The following is a 22,964-nucleotide window of genomic DNA, read 5'->3' on the forward strand; positions in this document are numbered from 1 at the left end:
GTAATATATAGTGTTATCTCATTTCCTTCAAAATTAGATTTATAAATTCCTATATATGGATCTAATTCATGATTTAAATCTTTTACATAGGAACCTTGAGGAATGTTTCTAAGAATTGTATTTATTGGCAAAGTTTGTCCTCTAGAAGAAACAATTAAAAATGACATAAGTAGGATTGATAAAAGTTTTTTCATAATATGTTTGGATAAAAAGCCTCCAAAGAGGCTTTCATTATTGTTTCGTAAAGATTAAAGGATTTTCCGTTTCAGGAAGATAAATCGTTAAATCAGGATTTCCTGGACATTGTCCGGGCAATATCATTAAATCATCTGGTTCATAAAGCCATGAAATTTGAGTAGCATTTATTTTTTTTAAAAAAACATTTCCCCAACCGACACCACAATTTGTTCCACTATAATAAAATATTACAGAGTTGTCGTAAGATCTAATTCTTGTACTGAATAATTCAATATTCAAGTTAGCGTTATTTTGAGTATCTTGTAATACTATTCCCGATGAATTTTTTACAATGTATTTTATAACTAAGGCGTCTCTGTAAAAATTTTTATTGGAACGTTCTTCCAGTCTATCATCAACTTTAGTAATGTAAAGTGTAATTTCTTTTCCCAAATAGCTTGCTTTATATATTCCAATATAGGGATTTAATTCGTTATTTAAATCTTTTACATGCGCATTAGCGGGTATATCGTCCAAAAATGTGTTCAATGGAACAGTTTGTTGTGCTTTGCAAGACACAAAATTTATTATTATTGTTATTAATAATGTTTTTAAATGTACATTTTTCATTTGTTTATTTTTAAAGTTGTGGACAAGGGATAGCTTCAGGAATTCCATTGGCATCTAAGTTAATATTATTTACAGTACCATCATCATCTACTCTCTGTAAAATTACTTTACCTGATAATCCCATATTATGTAAGGTTTCAAAAAATAATTTTTCATACCCTTTTTTATTCAGCGTTATATCTCCAAGAAAATTAACATAAGGTAAAGTTTCCGCTAATTCATGCTCACGATCTCTATAATCTTTATTGAATTTTTTCATTTCGTCTTCCGTGAAATTTTTAGATAAATCGGCTGTGATACCACCAAATCGGATAATGTAATGAAACATTCGAAAACATCCTGAAACATCCGGATAACATTTCTCAGCTCCAATCATGCCAATGTAAGCGTCTCCATAGTTAGCAACCGTTGGCTGCACGTGTGCAAAACTAAGTATTGAGAAAATGTCCTTAGGAGAATGTATTTTCGCACCTTTGTAAGTATGATTATGGTAAGCTCCTTTTGCCCCTGCAATATTATTAAATATCACATGATGGTCTTCTGAGACATCGGCAGGATAAAACATCCCATTTTTTTCTATTCTTCCTATTTCTCCTTCATTTATATCCAGTGCAGCCTTTTTTGCCTGTTTTGTAATATCATCTATAGCCAGCTGTACTTTAGGATCTTTCAGCATATTTTTTGTTTTTTCGCAGGGATTACTTAAATTCGGGATATTCGGAGAAGTAGGAACTCCTATTGGGCAAGGATTATATACAGCAACAGGATCAAGGGGATTTTGAAACACTTCGGTGATACAATTGTCATTTCCTGCATTGCCTCCTCCCGTTCCGTCATCAGAGCCTGTGTTTCCGGAACCTCCTTCATTTCCTCCGCCGCCGCCAGATGAACAAGACCAGTAGCCTATAGTATATACCTGTGGCTTAATCTCTGCTGTGCAGTTTACCCAGTCGCTTATATTGCTTTGGTTATGGATATGCTGGCTGCAATCTTGCCAGATGGTTTCTTCCACGTAAGAACATTCCTGTACTTTAGATAAGGTAATATTGGTACCTGCTTCTGTAATCGTTGTTTTTCCTTTAGTATCCATCGGTATCCCGTCCATAATATTCTGTTTTTCCTGTTGGGTAAAATTATAGCGGAATAATAATCCTTTGTAAGTTCCATCGGGAAGTGGCGTTAATACCAGATTTTCAACAGGTGCATCTATGGGAGCATTCTCCCTTACAATACTGAAAGTGTAGGTATGGTAATTCGGTCCGTTTTCGATATAGATTACATCATTTGTATTAATGGTAACTCCGCTTCCGGCATTTACGGTTTTTCCCGATACATTGTATTGTGAAGATCTCAGCAAAGTCTGGGCTTCTGAGATTTCTGGCATAAGCTTTAGCCTGTGTTTACTTTCAGCCAGAGACATTCTTCTGGAGGTTAGCTGAAACTGGCTGCTGTTTTCAAAAATTTCTTTTTCAGGAAGCATATCATTCCTGCAGGAGTAAGAAACGAGAAACACTGCCACAAGAGCCAGCCACGAAATCATTTTTTTCGTCATAGTCATTTTAGTTTTTTTCGGGTTAAATATAATTCTTTTTATTATAAGATGCATTTTTTTGTTTTGGTTGCACCAGATGTATTAAAAAAGATAATCTATATGTGTACAATAGCAAATCTAATACGTAATTTTACTTCTGCCTACAACAAAAGTTTTAAAATCCACCACAAAAGTTTTAATTTTGAAATATAAAAAACAGTAAATTAGCTGAAAAATTATTAGAATATGTCTTTAGGAACCAAACTGAGAGCGCTGAGAACAGAAAGAAATTTATCGCAGACACAAGTCGCTATGGAGCTTGATATTTCGCAGACTGCATACTGCAAATGGGAAAGCGACCAGACCAAACCGGGAATTGACAACCTGCTGAAAATCTCTGAATTCTATGAAAAGGATATCTATGATCTTGTACGAGAAGAAAATGGAGACAGTATTTATAATAATACATTAGGAGATGCTAGTGCAATCAGTAAGGTTACGACTATTAATAATTACATATCAGATAAGCTTGTAGAACAATACGAAGAGCGCATCAAAGAGCTTCAGGAAAGAAATCAGGAGTTGAAAGACCAGATCGAATTCTGGAAAAGTAAAGGAGAAAGCAAAACGTAGTTTTTTTTTCCGAAAGTTTACTGCGGCAAACAGCCATGCTCCGGAGCAATCCGAAAACCCGCTGCATCCTGCACGGTGCTTTCGGAAGCATCCGAAAACCTCCTGCGCTGTGCAGGAAACTTTCGGGAACCCCGAAAAAATAAATCTGCCCCCTCAGCAGATTTTACGATAAAGAACAATATTTTATCTTAATAAAAATAAATACAAATGAATTCTATTGACCTTCCAAAACTAAGGAATGCAGAATATCTGCAATATGCCAAAGACTTTACCGCTATTATTAACCTTAATAATCCTGCTGCCTTACAGATAGATACCAAGCTTTCTGTTTTTACATCCAAAATTGCAGAGCTGGAAGCACTCTTCAAAAAAGCACTCGCCAGCGAAACTACCGCAGAAATTATGCTGCTGGACGAAAGAAGGGATAACGCTATTATAGGAATAAACTATTTTCTGCAATCGCAGTCTTACCACTATGAAGCAGATAAAAAGCAGAAAGCCAAACTGCTTCTAGATAATATGGCGCTGTACGGAAGCGGTATTGCACGGCTCAATTATCAGGCAGAAACGGCTACCCTTAATAACATGATCCGGGATTGGGAGAATAAACCGGAGCTTACAGATGCAGTAGCGTCATTCGGTCTTTCAGCATGGGTAAATGAGCTGAAAACAGCTAATGAACTCTTCAATACAAAGTATCTTGCCCGTACACAGGAATACGGAGATGCCAGTCCCGAAACCATTAAAGGAAAAAGAGAAGAAACCAATGCGGCATATTATGCTTTAAGAGACAGGATCGATGCGCTTCATCTTTTGGTAGAAACACCGCCATCGCCGTATACTACGGTTATCAATCAGCTCAATGCGCTTACAGACCAGTACAATATACTTCTTGTAAACAGAAAAGAAACCGGAGCTGTACCGCAAAAAAATGAAAATCCTCCTTTACAATAATTTTAGCCCGTCTTTACCGACGGGTTTTTTATTGAGAAAACATATCCTTATCTTTACGTTGTATTAAACTTTAAACTAATTTCAGAATTAACCACAAAATGCACAAAAGACAATGTTAAAGTGATTTTCTATAATAATGAAAGCGCTCAAAAGAATAAAAATCAAAGATTTTTAAAAACTATGGTGGGCTTTTTCATTGATAATGATCAGCTTTAAATAAAAAGTTCAGTCATCTTTTGTCACTTTTGCGGCTCAATAAAAAAGTTTAATGATTGTCCGTAATTTGTCATCATTGAAAAACCTTTGAGTTCTTTGCTGAGTGAATAGTTTATGCTGAGCTTGTCGAAGCACCTTTGCGAACTTAAAACAGTTGGTATATAAAAAGAATCTTAGCGATCTTTGCGTTAAAATTAAGCATTATGATCAATGACGGATAATCAAAAAAAAGTTTAAACAGATTTAATATGTACTAAAAGAAGTTGATATAAACAATAAATTAAATTTTGAACCAAAATATTCCATTAGCTGAAAAATTAAGACCCAAAACACTGGACGATGTTCTCGGGCAGGAACATTTAACCGGAGAAAAGGGGACGATCCGGAAAATGCTGGAAAACAATTCCCTGAATTCTCTTATTTTCTGGGGACCTCCCGGAACCGGAAAAACCACTCTGGCGGAAATCATTTCTGAAAAGTCGGGAAGGAAATTCTATAAGCTTTCTGCGGTTTCTTCGGGAGTGAAAGATGTAAGAGATGTAATTGAAGATGCCAAAAAGCAGAATCTTTTTTCCGGAAAATCTCCGATTTTGTTTATTGATGAAATTCACCGTTTCAATAAATCTCAGCAGGATTCTCTTCTTCATGCCGTAGAAAAAGGCTGGATTGTTCTGATTGGTGCGACAACCGAAAACCCGAGCTTTGAAGTGGTTTCGGCTTTGCTTTCCAGAAGTCAGGTCTATGTTTTAAAAGCATTGACTTATGAAAAACTTGAAGAACTGATTGATACAGCTTCCGAAAAATTCAATCAGGATGAAAAAACATCGTTCAAAATCATTGAAAAAGAAGCTTTTATCCAATATTCGGGAGGCGATGCAAGAAAGCTGATTAATTCTGTAGAGTTGGTTTTAAATCAATATAAAAATTCCAAAAAATCAGAAATTAAAAACGAAGATGTGCTGGAAGTTTTACAGGAAACCATGGCGCTTTACGATAAAAACGGAGAGCAGCATTACGATATTATTTCGGCTTTCATTAAATCCATGCGCGGAAGTGATCCGAACGGAACCGTCTATTGGCTGGCTCGGATGATCGCAGGGGGAGAAGACATTAAATTTATTGCAAGAAGAATGCTGATCTTAGCTTCCGAAGATATCGGTCTTGCCAATCCGAATGCGTTGGTGATCGCCAACAACTGTTTTCAGGCGGTAAACGTGATCGGAAATCCGGAAGCACGAATTATCCTGAGTGAAACGGCGGTTTATCTTGCGGTTTCACCAAAGAGCAATTCAACGTACATGGCGATTAATGATGCATTGGCATTGGTAAAAAGAACAGGAAATCTGCCGGTTCCTTTACATTTAAGAAATGCACCCACAAAACTCATGAAAGATCTGGATTACGGAAAGGAGTACAAATATGCCCATTCTTACGACGGCAATTTTGTAGATCAGGATTTTCTTCCGGAAGAAATTAAAGATATAAAATTGTACGAACCGGGAAACAACGCCACCGAAAAGAAGATCTACGAAGAATTAAAGAAAAAATGGAACAATAAATATTGAAACTCTTCATTAACCGCAAAAGAGACAAAAGACAAACATCATAAATAATAAGAATACTTAAAGTTCTCAAAAGAAAAGCTTTGAGCAATATTACTGAAAAAAGGATGCTCAAACGGGCATCCTTTTCATTTAAAATATGATCTGAGAAATTACTTTCTAGAAGTTGTTACCGATACCATTTTCTTACCGTTGCTGGTAATAACCTGAGCATTGTTGATGATATCTCCGTACACTAAGGTTTTTGTATTGGTAAATTCGTACCCGTCAATAAGTACCGGTGTATCTGCAGGAAGCCCGAACTGAGCGTTCAGTTCATTTACAGGCATTCTGTCGATAACGGCCTGATTGCTTTTCAGTTTATATTCTACCAATCCGTTATCCGCCAGATAATCGAATTTTTTAAGATTCTGCGGAAGTTCCGTTGCAGATTTATATGCTTTTGAGCTTTGTACAGAGCCTTTATAATTATTATTATTAAACATATCTACCGTTCCTACAATATCATTTGCCACTGCAAATTTTGTAGCTGTATTCTTCTGAGCAAACAGCGTAGCAGAAGATAATAATAAAAAAGAGTAGAGAATTTTTTTCATAATGTTTCTGGAATAAATGACTATTAAAAACGTGATAAATATAGGTATTTTTTATAAAATGTAAATAAAAATTCATAATATTTTAACAATCGTTTATCAATAAAAGCTTTTATGAAATTATAAATTCTCAGTTTCCGGCTTTTCTTCTTTATTTTCCACTAAATTTTTAATAATTTTTTTGAGTCTCTGAAACAGAAACGAGCTTAGCAATAAAATGATTCCCAGAATGATAAAAGCAATAATCCGCGATACATTATCCATTTCCCAGACATCATACAGATAAAGCTTCAGGATCGTAACGGCAACCAGCGCAAAGCCGATTTTGCTGTATTCTGAAACATTGTTTTTCAGCCCTCTGTAAATAAAAATGCAGGCAAGAACCGCCCAGATAATCGGAAGATACAGAAGACCAAAATGCTTGCTTAAAACTTTGATGTCTGATGTTTTTTCGGCATTCAGCAAAATATAAATGTCGTACAGTTCGAAGCTTAATGCGGTTACAAAGGCAATAGAAATCAGCCAGTATGATAATTTTAGCCTAAGAAAATGGGAACCGGGTAAAACCTTCAGGATGATGTAAATGAATGGAATCCAATACAGAAGATAAAGCCCGTAAAAACCGAAGGGTACTTTATGCAGCAGAAAATTGGAAACAATTCCCGGACCTGAAATTACCGTATTCAATATAATCAGTACACAAAACAGATAAATAAGATTGGTTTCCGCAGGTTTTGGGATTTCCAGTTTTTTCCTGAACAGTAGAATTGCAAAAATATAATACAGCGTAAAAATCATTCCGACACTGAAGATTACAATCCACGGCTGTGCTGAAATATGATACATGATTTCCAGCAGAATAGCAAAATAGATCACGCTGTAGCTTAATATCGAAAATAAATATTCAAAGAAATCATTAATTTTTTCGTCGTGATCGGGATGTTTTCTCAATAGAAATAAATTGAAAAATGTAGTAACCAACGTCACGGAACTCGTAAGAAATAAAGGATTGAAAACAATATTCAGGCTTTTCGCATCGATATATTCTGTCCAGGTAATGATCTGTGCAATGATGACCAAAGGAAACAGAACGTAGAAACATTTTCTGAAGATCTGAAGACCGGTTTTCTTCCAGATATACAAAAGGAGGGTTGCTTCGATCGCCCAGACACTTGTAATGAGATGTGTCTTGAACTGCAATGCAACGGCTAATGTTAAAAGGCTTACCGTAACTGCGGCAAATACAGAATAATTTATGCCCAAATTCTTTTGGGAATATTCTCTGAACAGTAAGGCAGAATTTACCAAAGCAAAGCCAATCGGGAAAATAATCACAGGTTCATAGCCAAGCTGATCAAAAATATAAGCGAGTCCGATGATGTTTGTAAAATTAATTAAAACAAGCATCAGAATATCCAATGAAGACATAACTTCTTTCCTGAAGTAATTTTTTAAGGCAAAAAAATAGAAAATAAGGTACCCGGAAATATAAAAATAAATGCTTAATAGCTGTGTGGTCTCAAAAGTCCAGTACAAAAGATAAACATAGGTGAAGATAAATGCAATCCATCCGATACTTTTCCAGTTTTTAAGAAAGGCAACCGCGAGCATTCCCAAATTAAGAACAGTAATGTAGGTAAACAGAAACGGATAATTGCTGTGTCCGGAACTTACCATTAACGGAGCTAAAAATCCTCCGAATAAAGAGAAAATAATGAGAATTTCACTTTTGTAATAATAGGAGAGTGCGATGCAGATTAAAGTAATAAAGCAGGTAACGGAAAAAGCAATATTCTGCGAAAACAAATGATATTCCCGAAAAGCAATGGTTGCGGTAAAGTATAAAACGGCAATTCCGCCTCCGGTAATGATAGAAGAAAATACAGAATAGTTTTTCCTCAAAAAATGACCAAGCGAAATGATAACGGCTCCTAAAAAGAATCCGATTCCCACTCTGGGGGTTTCTCCGATCCAGTTTTTATCAATCGCATATTTTACGAAATAGCCGATTCCTAAAACCAGCGTAAAGATCCCGATAATGGTTAAAGCATTTTGTTTCAGAAACTCGAAAATGATATTCATCCAGTCTTTTCCCTCTTTTTCAGAAGTCTGCTGAATAGTTTCTCTCTCTGCATGAAGAACCGGTTCATCATTCTGTATAGGTAAAGGAATGTTCTGCCATTCTTTTTCCTCCTGTATTTCAGAAACTTTATTGTCATCTAATTTTGAACTCAGTTCCGAAACCTTTTTTTCTAATCTGCTGATTTTGCTGTTCAGATGATTAAAGAGGATCAGAATACATAAAATAAGGAGAATAACGATCGAATAAATCATTTTTGCACTTTTGGTTATCAAATATAACAATAAACTTAATACCATATAATTAATCCGCCATCAACAGATGATATGGCGGATTAATTCTAAAGTAATATTTAAACTATAAAAAAATTAATTTGATACTTTATAAATATAGAATGAGCCTGTGCTTGAACCTAATAATCCTGCATCCAGCACAGAATAATTAGTAAGTCCGAAAGATATTTTGTCTCCGGCTTGAAGAGGATATAAAGAATTGATACTTCCTTCGGAAATGGTAAGACTTACCAGTCCCAGATTCACTCCGCTGAATTCGCGTACGTCGATAATACTGAAAGTTCCTGTTCTGTTTCTTAAAATCGCAATGCTTGGAGGAGTCGTTAATACTCCGGATTGTAATCCTGTTCCGTACCTGAATGTAAAACCAATGGCATAAATACCGGAAGAAGGCGCTGTGTAAGTATTGTCGGAATCCGAGAACAGGGAAGAAGTTCCCGTGGTTCTTTCTGTTGTTAAAAAGTTGACCGGTCTGAAACTGTTAGGTAAAATTCCGGCATTGATCAGAGTGATGCCAGACGATTTTCTAGCCGAGTACACAGAACTGTTTATTCCGTTATTTATTACATAATCTGCAATCATCTGTGGTGATACCTGTGCTACCTGAAAATCTCCACCTGTATTTTGGTTAACCGCCAGAATCTGATATCCCGGAAGGGCAGGAGCGGAAGGTGTCTGTCGGATTTTCATGGTACCATTTACATCCAGATTTGCCTGAGGGTTCGGAGTGTTAATGCCAACCCATCCACTTTGTGCAAAAGCAGAAGCTGACATCATCGCTAAAAGTAAGCTGTAAATTCTAGTTTTCATGCTGCAAAATTTAAATTAGTTAATGGTTTTAGTCTCAGTCAGTTATTTAAAATCATATCAAATATCGTGCAATGAAAACATTAATTTTTATTTTTTTTTCAACATTTGATGAAAAATTATAAAAAAAATTCATCTGTAATAATATTATGTTGTTTTATTACAAATTGATTTTTCCGCCTTAAATAATTAAAAAATTCTGTTAATCATTGGGTTATAAATAATATACAGGTAAAAATAGATTATTTTATCTTCAAAAACAAGAAAATAGCTAATTAAATCTCTTTTGTATGAAATATATTTCTTTTTTAGTTTTTAACTGTTTGTAATTTAGCTTTTTAAAAAAAATTCCTTATAATTTCCAAGAAAATCTACCTCTACATTCAGCGCTTTCAGCTCTTCCAAAGCATTCTGATAAAGGGTTGAATCCCAGTTTCCGGATACATTAATGTAAAAGAAGTAATTTCCAAGACCTGTTTTCAGTGTTCTGGATTCTATTTTGCTGAGGTTCATTTTTCTCCATGCAAAAACAGATAAAACCTGATGAAGTCCTCCCGCATGATCTTCAGGAAGCGTAATCAGCAGTCCGGATTTTTCTCCTAAAATTTCCAAATCTTTATTGTCATAAGCTTCCTGCTTTTTTGAAATAACAATAAATCTCGTATGGTTTTGTTCAAAATCCTGTATGTTCCGGTGAATGATCTTCAGACCATATAAATTTGCAGCAAACTGATTGGCAACTGCAGCGAGGTTTCTGTCCGGATGTTCAGAAACGTGTTTTGCAGCAGCAGCAGTGGAAGAAAAGTCCTGTTTCGGGATCTCCTTAAATGTTTTATCCAGAAAATGAAAGCTCTGCGCTAAAGCCTGCGGATGAGAATATATTTTTTCGATATTTGTTTCATCACACGTTGGATGAATCATCAGATGATGCGCAATCGGCATTACGGCTTCAGCCTGTATTTTTATATCCGGTGTTTTATACAGGTAATCCAGCGTCATGGAAACCGTTCCCTCGATGGAGTTTTCCAGAGGAACAACGGCTTTATCAACTTCTCCGGTTTCTACAGCGGTAAAACAGTCTAAAATATTGGTTTGTGGTAAAAGTTCTTCATTGGGAAAAAGCTGGGTTGCAGCAAGCTGTGTAAAACTTGCCTGTGGTCCCAAAAATGCAATCTTCATGATGTCTCTGTTATAATTTATTTAAATATAGCGAAATTTATACGGTCCGCTAAAATTGGTATTCTAAAATTAGCCTTATAAACTAATGTTTTGTGTATTCTTTTGGTCTGAATTATTCCTTCCAGTTCTCCTCAATCAGTTTCATGAGATAATCCGGACACTTCACCACTTTGTTGGTTTTGGCATCCAAAAAGAAAAGAGTAGTGGAAGCTTCTGTGATTTTATTATTTTCTTCGTTGAAGATTTCATATTCAAATTCAATTCTCACTCCCGGAATTTTTTTTACGTAGGTATGAATTTCTAATTTTTCATCATAAAAAGCAGGTCGCAGATACTTAATTTTATACTCCGAAACAGGCAGCCAAATTCCTTGATTCTCAATCTCATTATACGACATTCCTATGCTTCGGAAAAGCTCCACTCTTCCAATTTCCAGATACTCGGCGTAGTTGCCGTAATAAACGTATTTCATAGAGTCTGTTTCTCCGTAACGTACTCTTAATGAGTGTGTTGTGTGTATCATCTTAAGCTTCTTTATATACATACAAATATATTTTTAAATAATCAATATCCACAAAATTTTTTTTTAAGATAAAAAAATTAGACCTTTGTCGTCCTTCCAAAAATTACTAACAACTAAGAATTAATCGGGGCATCAATTATGGATGAAAATTTAATGATGATATGGCAGAAGTGCCTTCAGTTCATGCGCGATAATCTGAACGCAGCTGAAGATAATTCTGATCTGAAAAAACTTGAAAAATCTTTCGATTTACTATTCGATAAGGTTCAGCCGATTTCATTGGTTGAGAATAACCTTACGCTTATGGTGCCGAGCGATTTTTACAAGGAATATATTGAGGATAATTACCTGTCCTTGCTTTCGGCTGCCCTGAAGAAAAACATAGGAAAAGGAGTGAAATTATGGTATTCTGTAATGGAAAACAAACCTGCCGGTTTAGAAAGACCCGTTACCATGAATATGAAAGGTAAATCTGTACCTACTCCGAAAGTGCAGGAAACAATGCCGCAAGGTTTTTCTGCCAATATCGTGAACCCATTTGTGGTTCCGGGAATCAGAAAAGTAAATATTGATTCCAACTTAAAATCAGACTTCTCTTTCGATAATTATGTAGAAGGAGAAAGCAACAAATTTGCAGCGACGGTTGCAAGATCCATCGCTAAAAGACCGGGTGCAACAGCGTTTAACCCATTATTTTTATATGGAGGATACGGTGTTGGTAAAACGCACTTAGGACAGGCTGTAGGTCTGGAAGTGAAAAGCCAGTTTCCGGATAAAGTCGTTTTATATCTGTCTTCCGAAAAATTCATTCAGCAGTTTATTTCGGCAGCAAAAGCACATAAGCAGACCGAGTTTGCGAATTTTTATCAGATGGTTGATGTTTTAATCATTGATGATATTCAGTTCCTTTCCGGAAAATCTGCAACACAGGACAGCTTCTTCCACATTTTCGATCATTTGCATCAGAACGGAAAACAAATCATCCTTACTTCAGATAAAGCTCCGGCAGATATTCTGGATATTCAGGACAGGATTGTTTCCCGATTCAAATGGGGACTTTCTGCAGAGATCAAATCTCCGGATATTTCAACAAGAAAGCAGATCATCATTGATAAATTAAGCCGAGACGGAATCGTTCTTCCGGATGATATGCTGGATTTCCTTGCTGCGGAAGCAAAAACAAACGTAAGAGAGCTTATCGGAATCATCAATTCGGTTATTGCTTACTCTACCATTTATAAGCAGGATCTTAGCTTAACTTTATTGAAGGATACCATTAATAAGATTGCATCCAACCAGAAAAAAGTCATCAATATTCCTTATATTCAGGAAGTGGTTTGCGATTATTTCGGAATCAAAAAAGAACAGCTTTTATCCAAAACAAGAAAAAGAGAAATTGCACTTCCAAGACAATTGGCGATGTATTTTTCTAAAGAGCTAACCAATGCCACTTTCACAAAGATCGGCGAGGAAATGGGCGGAAAAGACCATTCTACGGTAATGTACGCTTGTGATACCATCAAAGATGTTTCCAAGATCGACAAAGAAGTTAAAAAGTATGTGAAGGAATTGGGAGAGAGAATTAAACAGTAAGAAATAATTTAATTTAAATACATAAAATGGAGAATAATTTTATTCTTCATTTTTTATTTAGTTTTGTTACCTGAAACATTAAAAACTGAGACTGAGATGAAAATATTAATGGTATGTCTGGGAAACATTTGCAGAAGTCCTTTAGCAGAAGGAATTATGAAAGCAAAGGCTCCTGAAAATTTTGTAATAGATTCTGCCGGAACCATTTCCATGCACGAAGGAAATCATCCCGACAAAAGAGCCATTAAAACCGCTTCAAACCAAGGAATTGATATTTCGAAACAGAGATCCAGACCAATAACGTCTGCAGATTTTGAAATATTTGATAAAATCTACTGCATGGATGTGGATGTTTTGGCAGATGTGGTTTCTAAAGCTAAAAATGAAGAACAGCGACAAAAAGTGTCTTTATTTCTTGAGGTTTTAGGCGATCATGAAAATGCTGAAGTTCCCGATCCTTATTGGGGAGATTTGCAGGAATTTGAAGACGTCTATCATTTGCTGGATCGTGGCTGCGATGCTGTTTTAAATAAAATTTCAAAATAATTATGAAAAAATTTTTCGTCCTTTTTCTTTTTTACAGCAGTTTTGCTTTTGCCCAGACAAAAGATGAAATCGCCATCCGTACCATGATGGATGATTTTATGAACTGCATTAAAACCAGAGATGAGGCAAAGTTTGTATCGCTTTTTCAGGATCCGGTTCTCTGGACAGGAGTGTATACAGATCGTACTTACAAAAAAGTTGTTACAGAATATCCCGACGAAAAAAGCTATTTTACAGATAATTATAAAGCCTTCATTAAAAGTTTTAAAGACAATAAATCGGAGGAAAGATTTGATAATGTGAAAATTATCGAAGACGGATCCATTGCTTCCGCTAATTTCGATTACAGTTTCTGGCATGACGGTAAAATGCTGAATTGGGGAAAAGAAATCTGGACTTTAATGAAAACCGACGGCAAATGGAAAATTACTTCCGTTTCTTTTTCCATGGATCTTACAAAATATTACCCACAACCTTCTTTAAAAGAAAGAACAAAAAAATAAAATCATGCTTTTTTTACTTCCTGCTTATCTTTCGGAAAATACCTCTATCACCCATTTTTCACCGGTGATTAAAGAGTATATCATGCAGACCGATTACTTCTTCGTGGAAAATGAAAAAACTGCCAGAAAAGTGGTTAAATTTTTCGCTCCTGAAAAAAAACAGTCGGAGCTGAAACTTTTTTTGCTGGATAAATACACAGAAAACGCAGATATTAAAGAAGCGCAGCAACTGATGCTAAAAGGTCAGGATTTCGGCTTGCTTTCTGAAGCGGGACTTCCGTGCATTGCAGATCCGGGAAATCTGATGGTAAAATGGTGTCATGAGAAAAACATCCGCGTTATCCCGATTTCAGGGCCTTCATCTATTATTTTAGCACTAATTTCCAGTGGTTTTAACGGTCAGGAATTTACCTTCAACGGCTATCTTCCGATTGATAAAAGTGAAAAGAAGAAGCAGATTCTTCAGCTCGAAAGTCTGGTTCAGAAGACAGGATATTCGCAGATTTTTATGGAAACGCCTTACAGAAACAACGCCCTTTTTGAAGATCTGACTAAGTTTTTATCACCAAACACAAAGCTTTGCATCGCCGCCAACATTAACGATCCTGAACAGGAATTTATTAAAACAAAAACCATAAAAGAGTGGCAGAAGCAAAAACCGGAACTCCATAAAATTCCTGCGGTATTTGTTTTGGGAAAATAGAAGATTTTATAATCTCCCGCAGATTTTACTGATCAGGCAGATTTTTTTAGTGCAAATTTAATCTGCTTAATCTGCAAAATCTGCGGGAGAGATAATTATAACTTATTGACCACTCTTTTAATTCCATCTAAAATATTCGTAGTATTAAAATTAATTAATAATCCGAGTCTTTTATCTGAAAGTTTCAAATAAGTCTGCAATTGCTTGTAATGAATTTCTTCAAGATTTTTTACAGATTTTAATTCCAAGATAACCTTGTCTTCCACCAGAATATCGATTCTGAAATTTAAATCAAACCTTTTGTTGTCATACATAACCGGAATTGCAACTTCTGGCTTCACATTCAGTCCGTTTTCTTCCAGTTCATAAATAAGAATTTTTTGATAGACACTCTCCAAAAGACCTGGTCCAAGACTGTTATATACATTAAAAATGCATTTTCTTACCAAGTAGGAAATTTCATTTTCATTCATTTGTTTTTAATGCAAAATAAAAAAAATATCTTTATTTTTTCTTCCTGTTTCTCCATTTTCTCCAAAGAAATACAGCCACAGGAATCAGCAGAAAGAAAGGCCAAAGCGAAATAATTCCTAAAAGAAAAGCCACAAAACTGTTCCAGCCTTCCGTTACCGAATCTCCGAAACGGCTTCCGAAACCAACCTTCGAAGTGGCGGAAGTTCTTACTTTTTCTTTGTATAAACTCAGATTTAAAGTGCTGTAATTCACGCGGTCGTCTATAAAACGAAGTCTGCCTTCCGAAACATCAATTTCATCTTCCAGTTCACGGATGTTTTCCTGAATTTCCAAAATGTCTTTCGTTGTTTTTGCGCTTTTCAGCATATCTCTATATTTCTCGAGATAAATCTTTTTATTAGCAAGCTTGATGGAAACATCAGTATATTCTTCCGTAACGTCATCTGAAGAGATATTTTTAGACAAAACCGAACCGACACCATCTGAAAAAGAATTCACCAAAGCATCGAAATTCTGATGAGGAACTCTTATGGTTAAGTCGATATTTTCCTCATTATCATTATTCTGAAACTCTTCTTTCTGAATATAGGCTTTGTTATTTTTTACAATGCTACTAACCTGATCCTGAGCTTTTTTAATGTCTCCGACCTGAATTCTCAGATCGCCGTTTTTGATGATTTTTTTGGAAATAGCAGTGGTCTGTTCACTTATCGTCTTTTCTGATGGAAATCTTATGGACGCATCGACTACGGGAGATTTTAATGCTACAGCAGAAGAGTCTATTGCAATCAATTTATCTTCCTGAGCAACATTAACCAAATTTGAATTTAAAGAGTGGGCTTCACTTTTTTTACAATGGATAAGGATTAAACAGAATAAAGGCAGAAATAATTTTTTCATGAATATAAGTTTCGGGAATATGATCAAAAATCATGCTTAAAATTGTTTTTTAAAGGATATTTTCTGATAAATATTCAAAATAATTGAAGATAATTTGTGAATTTCTATTTTTAGCCTGATCGCAAATGAAAAATTGAATTTATTTTATATTTTTAAAGAATGAAAAAGAGTCTTTTAGCCATCATTTTTTTACCGCTTCTTGTGTTTGGTCAGGAAATTCCGAAACTTACCGATGAAATGGCGGTGAGATTATCTGAAAAGCCGCTTCATTGTATCAATCAGGAATATCCGAACAAAACGGCGCATATCATCAATAACGAAAAAGAAGTTCCTTTAAGTCCTAAAGATCTTCATCCCAGTTTTTATGGCTGCTTCGATTGGCACAGTTCTGTTCACGGACATTGGATGCTGCTTCGGTTGCTGAAGACAAAACCCGGTCTTTCCGTGGCAAAAGACATTGAAAACATTCTCGACAATTCATTTAAAAAAGAAAATTTACAGACAGAAGCCGATTATTTCACCAAATATCAACTAACCGGAACTTTCGAAAGAACGTATGGATGGGCATGGCTGTTGAAACTAGATGAAGAACTTGCAACATGGGATCATCCCAAAGCAAAAATATGGCATGAGAATCTGAAACCTCTTACCGATAAAATTTTAACTTCGTGGAAGACTTTTTTGCCTAAACAAACCTATCCTAACAGAACGGGAGTTCATCCCAATACCGCTTTTGCAATGGTTTTTGCACTTGATTGGGCAAGAGCGACCGGAGACAAAGATTTTGAAAATCAACTCATTGAAAAAGCGAAATATTTTTATCTGAACAATACCAAAACGCCCGCTTATCTAGAACCGGACGGATCGGATTTCTTTTCGCCAAGTCTGGAAATTGCAGATCTGATGCGACGTGTTTTACCCCAAAAAGAATTTGTAGTGTGGTTTAATAATTTCTATGAAAAGCGAAGTCTGGAAAATATTGAAAAAATTCCGGTGGTGAGTGACCTTTCAGATTATCAGACTGTTCATTTGGTTGGTTTATCTTTTTCGAAGGCGTGGTGCATGAAAGGAATTGCTAAATCACTTCCCGCAAATCATCCTTTTAAACAGAAATTTGAAAAAACAGCCAAAGTATTTTTAAACAACGGATTGCCATTACTTTTTCAGGGAAATTACGGGGGAGATCATTGGTTGGCAAGTTTTGCCGTTTATGCTCTGGAAGATTAATAAGGTTAGAAGTTTGATGCCGGAAGTGGGAAGCTTTATATACGCGACTTCAACGGTTGAAATAATTCTTGCTGGAAACACAATACAGTAAGATGGAAGTTGTATAGCCTGAAAACAAACTTCCATCTTCAATTATCCGTTTCAGTTATCGATCATCAATTATCAATCATCAATTATCATTTATCATTCATTATTCATCAATCATCATTCATCATTTACCAATCATTAAGATTAATATCTAATTCCCAGTTTTTTAAGGATAAAACTCAACAGCCAGATCGGTCCTATCAAGAGAAACTGTAAATCTTTCAGGAAAGAAGGTTTTTTGCCTTCAATCTTGTGTCCTACAAACTGAAAAATCCATGTTATTACAAAAACAGCGAGATAAACCATCCATGATTTTTCTTCAAAACGAATGTTGATTCCGTAAGCGAAACTTTCCATTAAAATCATCACGAAAAACATAATAAAACCGATTAAAAAAGAAAGTCTGGTATAAAAAACAGTTACCAAAGTAATGACTGCAAAACTTACATAGCTGATTTCGCCAATATATCTGAAGCCAATTGATTTTGAAGGAATGAGAGAAATAAATCCTAAAATCGTCCAGAAAATTAAAGGAACACAGATCCAGTGAATCAGCTTATTGGTCGAGTTTCTGTGGCTTTCGGCGTATTCTGCAAATAGTAAATCGATTTTTCTCATATCTCTAATTTGGAAAACACTAAAATAATAAATTTTTGTGACCGCTCAAGAGATTGCTTTATATTTGTACTATGTCTGTCTTAGAAAAATTCGGAGTTGAAATTTTTACGCAACATAATATTTTCGAGAGAATTTCTGTCGATAAACCGTTCCGTCCTGATAATCCGGCGTTTATCTTTGTGAAAACCGGAAGCATCAAGCTGAAACAGCACTTCCGCGATCTTGAGCTTTCTGCCAATATGTTTATGGTAACGGATCCTCAAACGGTGTACGAAATGATCTCCATCAGTGATGATTTTCAATCGAGAATGGTTTCGTACAAGCGTGAATTTATTTCGGCTTTATCTTTGAAATTCAACAGATTAATTACGTACCGTTATTTCAGACAGCAGATGAACATCGGTGTTCCTTTCGAGCCGGATGAATTGGAAGTGGTCTGGAAAAGTGTAAATTTCCTCAAATACATTCTCGATTCTGAGACAGAAATGACCTACAAGAAAGAAATTGTTGAACATCTTTTTTCCGTTTTCTGTTATCAGATGGCGGGAATTATTTCCAAGGAAGACAGCAATTCCATGAGCCAGATGTCCAGACAGGAAGAAATTGTTTTTATTTTCCTGAATGATCTCGCGCAACACCACACCCATGAGCGAAGCGTGGAGTTCTATGCGCAACGTCAGTCGATTACAACCAGACATCTTTCGGCGGTTGTAAAAGAGATTACGGGAAAGTCGGCAAGCCAGATTATTTCACTGATTGTGATGAACGAGGCAAAAGTGCTGCTGAACTCATCAAATAAGCCTGTTTCGGAGATTTCAGGTATTCTCGGTTTTAGTGATCCTTATTCTTTTTCGCACTTTTTTAAAAAACATCTGGGCGAAAGTCCTTCTCAGTACAGAAATCAGTTCGAAAACTAAAATCTTACATTTGAACATCTTTTTCCAATTCTTAAACATTTGTTTGAGTTTGTTGCTGCCGTAACTTTGTATCCGTAAAACAAGGTAAAATGGTTAAAAACATAAAAACAGCGCTATCATTCGTGATAGCCTTATTTCCTGCGCTGTTTTTTTCACAGGAAATAAAACAGCTCACTGCAGACGAAGTTGCCGAACTCGCGGTGCAGAATCATCAGCAACTGAAAGTTTCGGCACAGAATATCGACATTGCCAGACAGAATACGGAAGTGGTAAAACTACAGAAACTGCCAAATATTACGGCTTCTACCAGCCAGTTCTACTTAGGTGATGCCGTTGCTATCGATAAAGATTTCTCAAGTTCCACAAATGTTCCGATGCCGCACTACGGAAGTTCGTATGCGGTTCAGGCAACACAGCTTATTTTTAAAGGTGGATTGGTGAACAAGTCTATTGAAATGGCGGGACTTCGTGAGCAGCTTTCCAAACTGGATCTGGAAAAGAACAAGCAGGACGTAAAACTTCTGGTCATTTCAAATTATCTGGATATTTATAAAATTTTAAATCAAGAAGCAGTTTTTCAGAACAATAAAAAACTGGCTCAGGAAAGACTGAAAAATATTCAGAAATTTTATCAGCAGGGAATGGTGACGAGAAATGAGATCATTCGTGGTGAACTGGCAATCAAAAATTTAGATCAGGGTATTTTAACGTTAAAAAACAATAAAAAAATTCTGAATTATAATTTAAGCATTGCTTTGGGTTTGCCTACTGATACGGAAATTGTTCCTGTAGAAAGTTTACAGAACAAAGAATCGGGAATCGGGATCGAGTATTATGTAAATCTCGCTCACGACAGCAATCCTTTGCTGAAATCTGCGAAAACAAACATTGATGTTGCCGACAAAAATATTGAAATTATTAAAACCGATAGAATGCCTACGATTTCAGGTTTCGGAGGATATTCTCTGCAAAGACCTATCACTACAAGAAATCCTGTTCTGGATATGTATTCCGGTGGTTGGCAAACGGGGATTTCATTAAGTTACAATATTGATAATCTTTTTAAAACCAAAGAAAAAGTGAAGCTGGGAGAACTGCAGAAAACGCAGGCGAATGATGCGATGACTTTAACGCAGCAGAATATTGATATGGCTGTAAATGCGGCATATACCAAATATCAGGAATCTATTCAGCAGGCGGAAATTTTAAATGATGCTAAAAAATTAGCAGAAGAAAACTACAAAATTACCGAAGCTAAATATCTGAATCAGTTGGCGGTACAGGCGGAAATGATTGATGCGCAGAACCAGAAATTACAGTCGGAGCTTGATTATGCGAATGGAGAAATCAATGTGCTGTATCAGTATTACAATCTTTTAAAATCTACCGGAACACTTTAATATTTAAAATTTGAAAAACAAAATGGAAAACAAGGAACAAAATACAACTCAGGCTTCTGCCAATTCAGGAGCAGCAGCCAATAAGAAAGAACGGAAGAAAAACAGAATCAAAGCTGTCATTTCCAATATCGTGGTTTTTGCCGTGATTGGTTTTGGATTGTACTGGCTGATTGCGCAATATTTTCACATCGGTGATAAAACCTATACGGAAGCGGCTCAGGTTGAGGAATTTATCAACCCTATTAATACAAGAGTTTCAGCTTACATTAAAGAAATAAAATTCATTGAGCATCAAAAGGTTAAAAAAGGCGATACGCTTGTTGTACTGGATGACCGCGAAATTTTAACCCAGATCGGACAGGCGGAAGCAGCGTATCAGAATGCTTTGGCGCAAAGAGCGGCAACAAGTTCATCGGTGAATACGGTTTCTAATAACGTGAATGTAATGGAATCTAATATTGCCGGAGCAAAAGCAAGACTCTGGAATGCTGAGCAGAATTTAAACCGTTACAAAAACCTTCTGGCTTCCGAAGCGGTGACGAGACAGCAGTACGATCAGGTAAAAACGGAGTATGATGCACAAAAAGCGGCGTATCAGACTTTAATCAACCAGAAACAGTCGGCGAATCTTTCAACTGTGGAAGTGAAAAGCAAATTCGGGATCATTGATGCGGAAATTAAACGAACAAAATCCGCATTAGATATGGCGAAAATTAATCTTTCGTACACGGTAATTACTGCACCTTATGACGGAGTGATGGGGAGAAGAACGATTTCTGAAGGACAGTTGATTCAGCCGGGACAACAGGTGGCAACGATTGTTTTGAACGGTGAGAAGTGGGTGACTGCCAATTTTCTGGAAAGTCAGATGCCGAATGTAAAAACAGGAGAAAAAATGATGATGACAGCCGATGCATTGGGCGGAAAACAATTTGAAGGAGTGGTTACAGCGATTTCTGCGGCTACAGGTTCAAGATATTCTAATATTCCGACGGATAATTCTACCGGAAATTTCATTAAAGTTCAGCAGAGAATTCCTGTAAGAATTGAGTTTACGTCTTCCAATAAAAAAGAAGACATCGAAAAGCTGAGTGCAGGAATGAATATGAATATTGTGATTAAAAAATAAGAAGGATGCGAAGAGGGGTGATGAAAACCGGTGGTTAATGTGTTTGTAAATCATACATCTTCAGACTTTCAGCCTTCAAATCAAATTTTAAAATATGTACAACAAAGGATTATACCGGGATTGGGTACCGAAACCTGTCCAGCTTTTACTGATCGTGCTTTTACTGGCGATCGTGATGCCTTTGGGCGGTGTTTACACAGGAAACATCAGTTATATGGTGGGCGGAACCGGTGCGCTTTCGGAAAATTATATTTTTGCGAATTATGCTTCCACGATCGGAATGGGAGCGGCAATGCCGATTGTTCTGAGACTAAAAATGCGGTTTAAGATCAGGGATAAAATTACAGTTGTTCTGGTTCTTTTGGGAATTTTAAATTACATCAATGCAACCACACTTCAGCCTTCTGTAATCATCGGAAGTTCTCTTCTGATCGGTTTCTTTAAAATGATTGTTGCGATCGAATTATTTTTACCTGTTATGGCAATGATCGGGAACCGTGGTGTTTTTTACGGTGTTTTTTATTCTTTTATCCTGATTATGAACCAGATTGCGGGGTATTACGCCGTAGAAGTTTCGGTTTTGTATAACTGGCAGCAGTTTTTCGTTTTGATTTCGATTTTGTGTTTCGGACTTGCCATTTTGCAGTGGATTTTTATGCACCATCAGTATTTTGCGCTGAAAGTTCCGCTTCATTATATTGACTGGCTGAGTATTGTGCTTTTTGTGGCAACGTTTATGTTTTCGGCGTATGTTTTTGCTTTCGGAAAACAGCAGGACTGGCTGAATTCTAAAAATATCATCAATGCAGGGATTGGCGCTTTTGTAAGTTTTGCGCTTTTGGTGACCAGACAGACGCATCTGAAAAGACCTTATTTATCATTCAAGGTTTTTTCAAAAAGCAATGTTCTTCACGGTTTGTTTATGCTTCTTTGTCTGGGAATGTTTATGGCAACGGCAACGTTACAGAATATTTTTGCCGTCGGAGTTTTGGGATACGACCAATTAACCAATGCGAAACTTAATCTTCTGATGATTCCCGGAATTGTAGTTGCCGGAATTGTGGCGATTATCTGGTTTAAAAGAGACAAACCTGTGAAAATGTATATTTTTTCCGGATTTGCAGCGATGCTGGGATATTCAGTTATTATGTATTTCTCGATGGTTTTGGAGTTTAATTATGACAACTGGTATCTTCCTTTATTCCTGAAAGGTTTTGGGATGACGGTACTTTTTATTTCCGTTTGGTATTACACGCTGGATAAACTGGAGCTTGACGATATGATGGCTGCTATCGGATTGGCTTTGGTCTGGAGAACTTTTCTTACGATCGGCTTCTTTTCGGCGGTATTTTCATGGTTTCAGTACCGTTTTCAGGTGGAAAGTTTAGGAAATCTGGCGGTTTATATGGATGGATTAACGGTGAGTTCACAAAGTGTAGCTGCCAATCTGAAAGGTATTCAGCTCAATGCCATTATTGCTGCCAATAAAAAGATTTTCGGATATATCGTTATTGCCGGTTTCGGAATTTTAGGATATATTCTTACGCATCATTTTGGAAGAGAACGTTTTGTATCCACAAGATTTATAAAAGTGTTAAGCGGAAAATCTGTAATTGCCAGAAGAAGACTTTTGGAAAGAAAAAGATTATCCGAAGAAATAAAAGACGCAGCAGGTCCTGCGATGTAAAG

General features: G+C 36.2%; 23 protein-coding genes. 12 read left to right on the forward strand and 11 right to left on the reverse strand.

Going from position 1 to position 22,964, the window contains the following annotated elements; translation table 11 throughout:
- The 3 genes from DD829_RS24230 to DD829_RS18995 form a co-directional block, all read right to left on the reverse strand.
- The coding region (locus DD829_RS24230) for a hypothetical protein (protein ID WP_410493826.1) at positions 1-194 on the reverse strand (194 nt) is incomplete at its 3' end.
- Between the two features lie 37 nt (positions 195-231).
- Positions 232-807, reverse strand: coding sequence for a DUF6705 family protein (locus tag DD829_RS18990; RefSeq protein WP_123906938.1), 576 nt, complete (start codon positions 805-807; stop codon positions 232-234).
- Between the two features lie 10 nt (positions 808-817).
- On the reverse strand, positions 818-2,359 hold the full coding sequence (locus tag DD829_RS18995) for a hypothetical protein (protein ID WP_108410286.1): 1,542 nt from the start codon (positions 2,357-2,359) through the stop codon (positions 818-820).
- Positions 2,360-2,584: 225 nt separating this feature from the next.
- Between DD829_RS18995 and DD829_RS19000 the strand changes: the two genes are divergently transcribed.
- The 3 genes from DD829_RS19000 (at position 2,585) to DD829_RS19010 (ending at position 5,706) form a co-directional block, all read left to right on the forward strand.
- Positions 2,585-2,971: a helix-turn-helix domain-containing protein gene (locus DD829_RS19000; RefSeq protein WP_108411537.1), complete on the forward strand. Its 387-nt coding sequence runs from the start codon at positions 2,585-2,587 to the stop codon at positions 2,969-2,971.
- Positions 2,972-3,178: 207 nt separating this feature from the next.
- A complete protein-coding gene (locus DD829_RS19005; RefSeq protein ID WP_108411536.1) occupies positions 3,179-3,925 on the forward strand; it encodes a DUF6261 family protein in 747 nt (248 codons plus the stop codon).
- A gap of 503 nt (positions 3,926-4,428) precedes the next feature.
- Positions 4,429-5,706 carry a replication-associated recombination protein A gene (locus DD829_RS19010; RefSeq protein ID WP_116548056.1) on the forward strand — a complete coding sequence of 426 codons (1,278 nt, stop codon included), beginning with the start codon at positions 4,429-4,431 and terminating at the stop codon, positions 5,704-5,706.
- 149 nt (positions 5,707-5,855) lie between these two features.
- Here DD829_RS19010 and DD829_RS19015 read toward each other — a convergent pair whose 3' ends face one another.
- The 5 genes from DD829_RS19015 to DD829_RS19035 all read right to left on the reverse strand — a co-directional run bounded on the left by DD829_RS19015 (position 5,856) and on the right by DD829_RS19035 (position 11,178).
- Entirely contained in the window at positions 5,856-6,299 is a 444-nt protein-coding gene (locus DD829_RS19015; RefSeq protein ID WP_108411679.1) for a hypothetical protein, read from the reverse strand.
- A gap of 117 nt (positions 6,300-6,416) precedes the next feature.
- On the reverse strand, positions 6,417-8,630 hold the full coding sequence (locus DD829_RS19020; RefSeq protein WP_108409289.1) for a DUF2339 domain-containing protein: 2,214 nt from the start codon (positions 8,628-8,630) through the stop codon (positions 6,417-6,419).
- Positions 8,631-8,744: 114 nt separating this feature from the next.
- Positions 8,745-9,479 carry a hypothetical protein gene (locus tag DD829_RS19025; protein WP_076393388.1) on the reverse strand — a complete coding sequence of 245 codons (735 nt, stop codon included), beginning with the start codon at positions 9,477-9,479 and terminating at the stop codon, positions 8,745-8,747.
- A gap of 327 nt (positions 9,480-9,806) precedes the next feature.
- On the reverse strand, positions 9,807-10,655 hold the full coding sequence (pheA, locus tag DD829_RS19030) for a prephenate dehydratase (protein WP_108409290.1): 849 nt from the start codon (positions 10,653-10,655) through the stop codon (positions 9,807-9,809).
- 112 nt (positions 10,656-10,767) lie between these two features.
- Positions 10,768-11,178, reverse strand: coding sequence for an acyl-CoA thioesterase (locus DD829_RS19035; protein WP_108409291.1), 411 nt, complete (start codon positions 11,176-11,178; stop codon positions 10,768-10,770).
- 138 nt (positions 11,179-11,316) lie between these two features.
- On the opposite strand from DD829_RS19035, the gene dnaA reads away from it, so the two are divergent.
- From dnaA to DD829_RS19055, 4 genes are all read left to right on the forward strand, one after another.
- Positions 11,317-12,771 (forward strand): chromosomal replication initiator protein DnaA, encoded by a 1,455-nt coding sequence (dnaA, locus tag DD829_RS19040; RefSeq protein ID WP_076393394.1) that lies wholly within the window; start codon positions 11,317-11,319, stop codon positions 12,769-12,771.
- A gap of 96 nt (positions 12,772-12,867) precedes the next feature.
- On the forward strand, positions 12,868-13,317 hold the full coding sequence (locus tag DD829_RS19045) for a low molecular weight protein-tyrosine-phosphatase (RefSeq protein ID WP_108411036.1): 450 nt from the start codon (positions 12,868-12,870) through the stop codon (positions 13,315-13,317).
- Positions 13,318-13,319: 2 nt separating this feature from the next.
- Positions 13,320-13,820: a nuclear transport factor 2 family protein gene (locus DD829_RS19050; RefSeq protein WP_108411034.1), complete on the forward strand. Its 501-nt coding sequence runs from the start codon at positions 13,320-13,322 to the stop codon at positions 13,818-13,820.
- A 4-nt stretch (positions 13,821-13,824) separates the two neighbouring features.
- Positions 13,825-14,523, forward strand: a complete 699-nt coding sequence (locus tag DD829_RS19055) for an SAM-dependent methyltransferase (RefSeq protein ID WP_108411035.1) — start codon at positions 13,825-13,827, stop codon at positions 14,521-14,523.
- Positions 14,524-14,618: 95 nt separating this feature from the next.
- Here the strand turns inward: DD829_RS19055 and DD829_RS19060 are convergent, their stop codons facing one another.
- Positions 14,619-14,996: a GxxExxY protein gene (locus tag DD829_RS19060; RefSeq protein WP_116548057.1), complete on the reverse strand. Its 378-nt coding sequence runs from the start codon at positions 14,994-14,996 to the stop codon at positions 14,619-14,621.
- Positions 14,997-15,027: 31 nt separating this feature from the next.
- Entirely contained in the window at positions 15,028-15,897 is an 870-nt protein-coding gene (locus tag DD829_RS19065) for a DUF4349 domain-containing protein (RefSeq protein WP_108411155.1), read from the reverse strand.
- A gap of 159 nt (positions 15,898-16,056) precedes the next feature.
- Between DD829_RS19065 and DD829_RS19070 the strand changes: the two genes are divergently transcribed.
- Complete coding sequence (locus tag DD829_RS19070; protein WP_108409464.1) at positions 16,057-17,124, forward strand: DUF2891 domain-containing protein; 1,068 nt, start codon at positions 16,057-16,059, stop codon at positions 17,122-17,124.
- 231 nt (positions 17,125-17,355) lie between these two features.
- Here DD829_RS19070 and DD829_RS19075 read toward each other — a convergent pair whose 3' ends face one another.
- Positions 17,356-17,829 (reverse strand): DUF962 domain-containing protein, encoded by a 474-nt coding sequence (locus DD829_RS19075; RefSeq protein ID WP_108409465.1) that lies wholly within the window; start codon positions 17,827-17,829, stop codon positions 17,356-17,358.
- Positions 17,830-17,900: 71 nt separating this feature from the next.
- Between DD829_RS19075 and DD829_RS19080 the strand changes: the two genes are divergently transcribed.
- The 4 genes from DD829_RS19080 to DD829_RS19095 all read left to right on the forward strand — a co-directional run bounded on the left by DD829_RS19080 (position 17,901) and on the right by DD829_RS19095 (position 22,962).
- Positions 17,901-18,746 carry a helix-turn-helix domain-containing protein gene (locus DD829_RS19080; protein ID WP_087710908.1) on the forward strand — a complete coding sequence of 282 codons (846 nt, stop codon included), beginning with the start codon at positions 17,901-17,903 and terminating at the stop codon, positions 18,744-18,746.
- A gap of 89 nt (positions 18,747-18,835) precedes the next feature.
- Positions 18,836-20,146, forward strand: coding sequence for a TolC family protein (locus DD829_RS19085; protein ID WP_116548058.1), 1,311 nt, complete (start codon positions 18,836-18,838; stop codon positions 20,144-20,146).
- Between the two features lie 22 nt (positions 20,147-20,168).
- Positions 20,169-21,275 (forward strand): HlyD family secretion protein, encoded by a 1,107-nt coding sequence (locus tag DD829_RS19090; RefSeq protein WP_108411235.1) that lies wholly within the window; start codon positions 20,169-20,171, stop codon positions 21,273-21,275.
- A 94-nt stretch (positions 21,276-21,369) separates the two neighbouring features.
- Positions 21,370-22,962, forward strand: a complete 1,593-nt coding sequence (locus DD829_RS19095) for an MFS transporter (RefSeq protein ID WP_108411234.1) — start codon at positions 21,370-21,372, stop codon at positions 22,960-22,962.
- The last annotated feature ends 2 nt before the right edge of the window (positions 22,963-22,964 follow it).

Source organism: Chryseobacterium sp. HMWF035 (assembly GCF_003094695.1).
In the GTDB taxonomy this organism is placed as follows: Bacteria; Bacteroidota; Bacteroidia; order Flavobacteriales; family Weeksellaceae; genus Chryseobacterium; species Chryseobacterium gambrini.

Bases quoted from the DNA above. Each gene is read 5' to 3' on its own strand.
- dnaA (WP_076393394.1), top strand. From the start codon at position 11,317: ATGGATGAAAATTTAATGATGATATGGCAGAAGTGCCTTCAGTTCATG.
- DD829_RS19025 (WP_076393388.1), bottom strand. From the start codon at position 9,479: ATGAAAACTAGAATTTACAGCTTACTTTTAGCGATGATGTCAGCTTCT.
- DD829_RS19065 (WP_108411155.1), bottom strand. From the start codon at position 15,897: ATGAAAAAATTATTTCTGCCTTTATTCTGTTTAATCCTTATCCATTGT.
- pheA (WP_108409290.1), bottom strand. From the start codon at position 10,655: ATGAAGATTGCATTTTTGGGACCACAGGCAAGTTTTACACAGCTTGCT.
- DD829_RS19095 (WP_108411234.1), top strand. From the start codon at position 21,370: ATGTACAACAAAGGATTATACCGGGATTGGGTACCGAAACCTGTCCAG.
- DD829_RS19035 (WP_108409291.1), bottom strand. From the start codon at position 11,178: ATGATACACACAACACACTCATTAAGAGTACGTTACGGAGAAACAGAC.
- DD829_RS19045 (WP_108411036.1), top strand. From the start codon at position 12,868: ATGAAAATATTAATGGTATGTCTGGGAAACATTTGCAGAAGTCCTTTA.
- DD829_RS19070 (WP_108409464.1), top strand. From the start codon at position 16,057: ATGAAAAAGAGTCTTTTAGCCATCATTTTTTTACCGCTTCTTGTGTTT.
- DD829_RS19060 (WP_116548057.1), bottom strand. From the start codon at position 14,996: ATGAATGAAAATGAAATTTCCTACTTGGTAAGAAAATGCATTTTTAAT.
- DD829_RS19090 (WP_108411235.1), top strand. From the start codon at position 20,169: ATGGAAAACAAGGAACAAAATACAACTCAGGCTTCTGCCAATTCAGGA.
- DD829_RS19015 (WP_108411679.1), bottom strand. From the start codon at position 6,299: ATGAAAAAAATTCTCTACTCTTTTTTATTATTATCTTCTGCTACGCTG.
- DD829_RS19080 (WP_087710908.1), top strand. From the start codon at position 17,901: ATGTCTGTCTTAGAAAAATTCGGAGTTGAAATTTTTACGCAACATAAT.
- DD829_RS19050 (WP_108411034.1), top strand. From the start codon at position 13,320: ATGAAAAAATTTTTCGTCCTTTTTCTTTTTTACAGCAGTTTTGCTTTT.
- DD829_RS19005 (WP_108411536.1), top strand. From the start codon at position 3,179: ATGAATTCTATTGACCTTCCAAAACTAAGGAATGCAGAATATCTGCAA.
- DD829_RS19075 (WP_108409465.1), bottom strand. From the start codon at position 17,829: ATGAGAAAAATCGATTTACTATTTGCAGAATACGCCGAAAGCCACAGA.
- DD829_RS19000 (WP_108411537.1), top strand. From the start codon at position 2,585: ATGTCTTTAGGAACCAAACTGAGAGCGCTGAGAACAGAAAGAAATTTA.
- DD829_RS18990 (WP_123906938.1), bottom strand. From the start codon at position 807: ATGAAAAATGTACATTTAAAAACATTATTAATAACAATAATAATAAAT.
- DD829_RS19085 (WP_116548058.1), top strand. From the start codon at position 18,836: ATGGTTAAAAACATAAAAACAGCGCTATCATTCGTGATAGCCTTATTT.
- DD829_RS19055 (WP_108411035.1), top strand. From the start codon at position 13,825: ATGCTTTTTTTACTTCCTGCTTATCTTTCGGAAAATACCTCTATCACC.
- DD829_RS18995 (WP_108410286.1), bottom strand. From the start codon at position 2,359: ATGACGAAAAAAATGATTTCGTGGCTGGCTCTTGTGGCAGTGTTTCTC.
- DD829_RS19020 (WP_108409289.1), bottom strand. From the start codon at position 8,630: ATGATTTATTCGATCGTTATTCTCCTTATTTTATGTATTCTGATCCTC.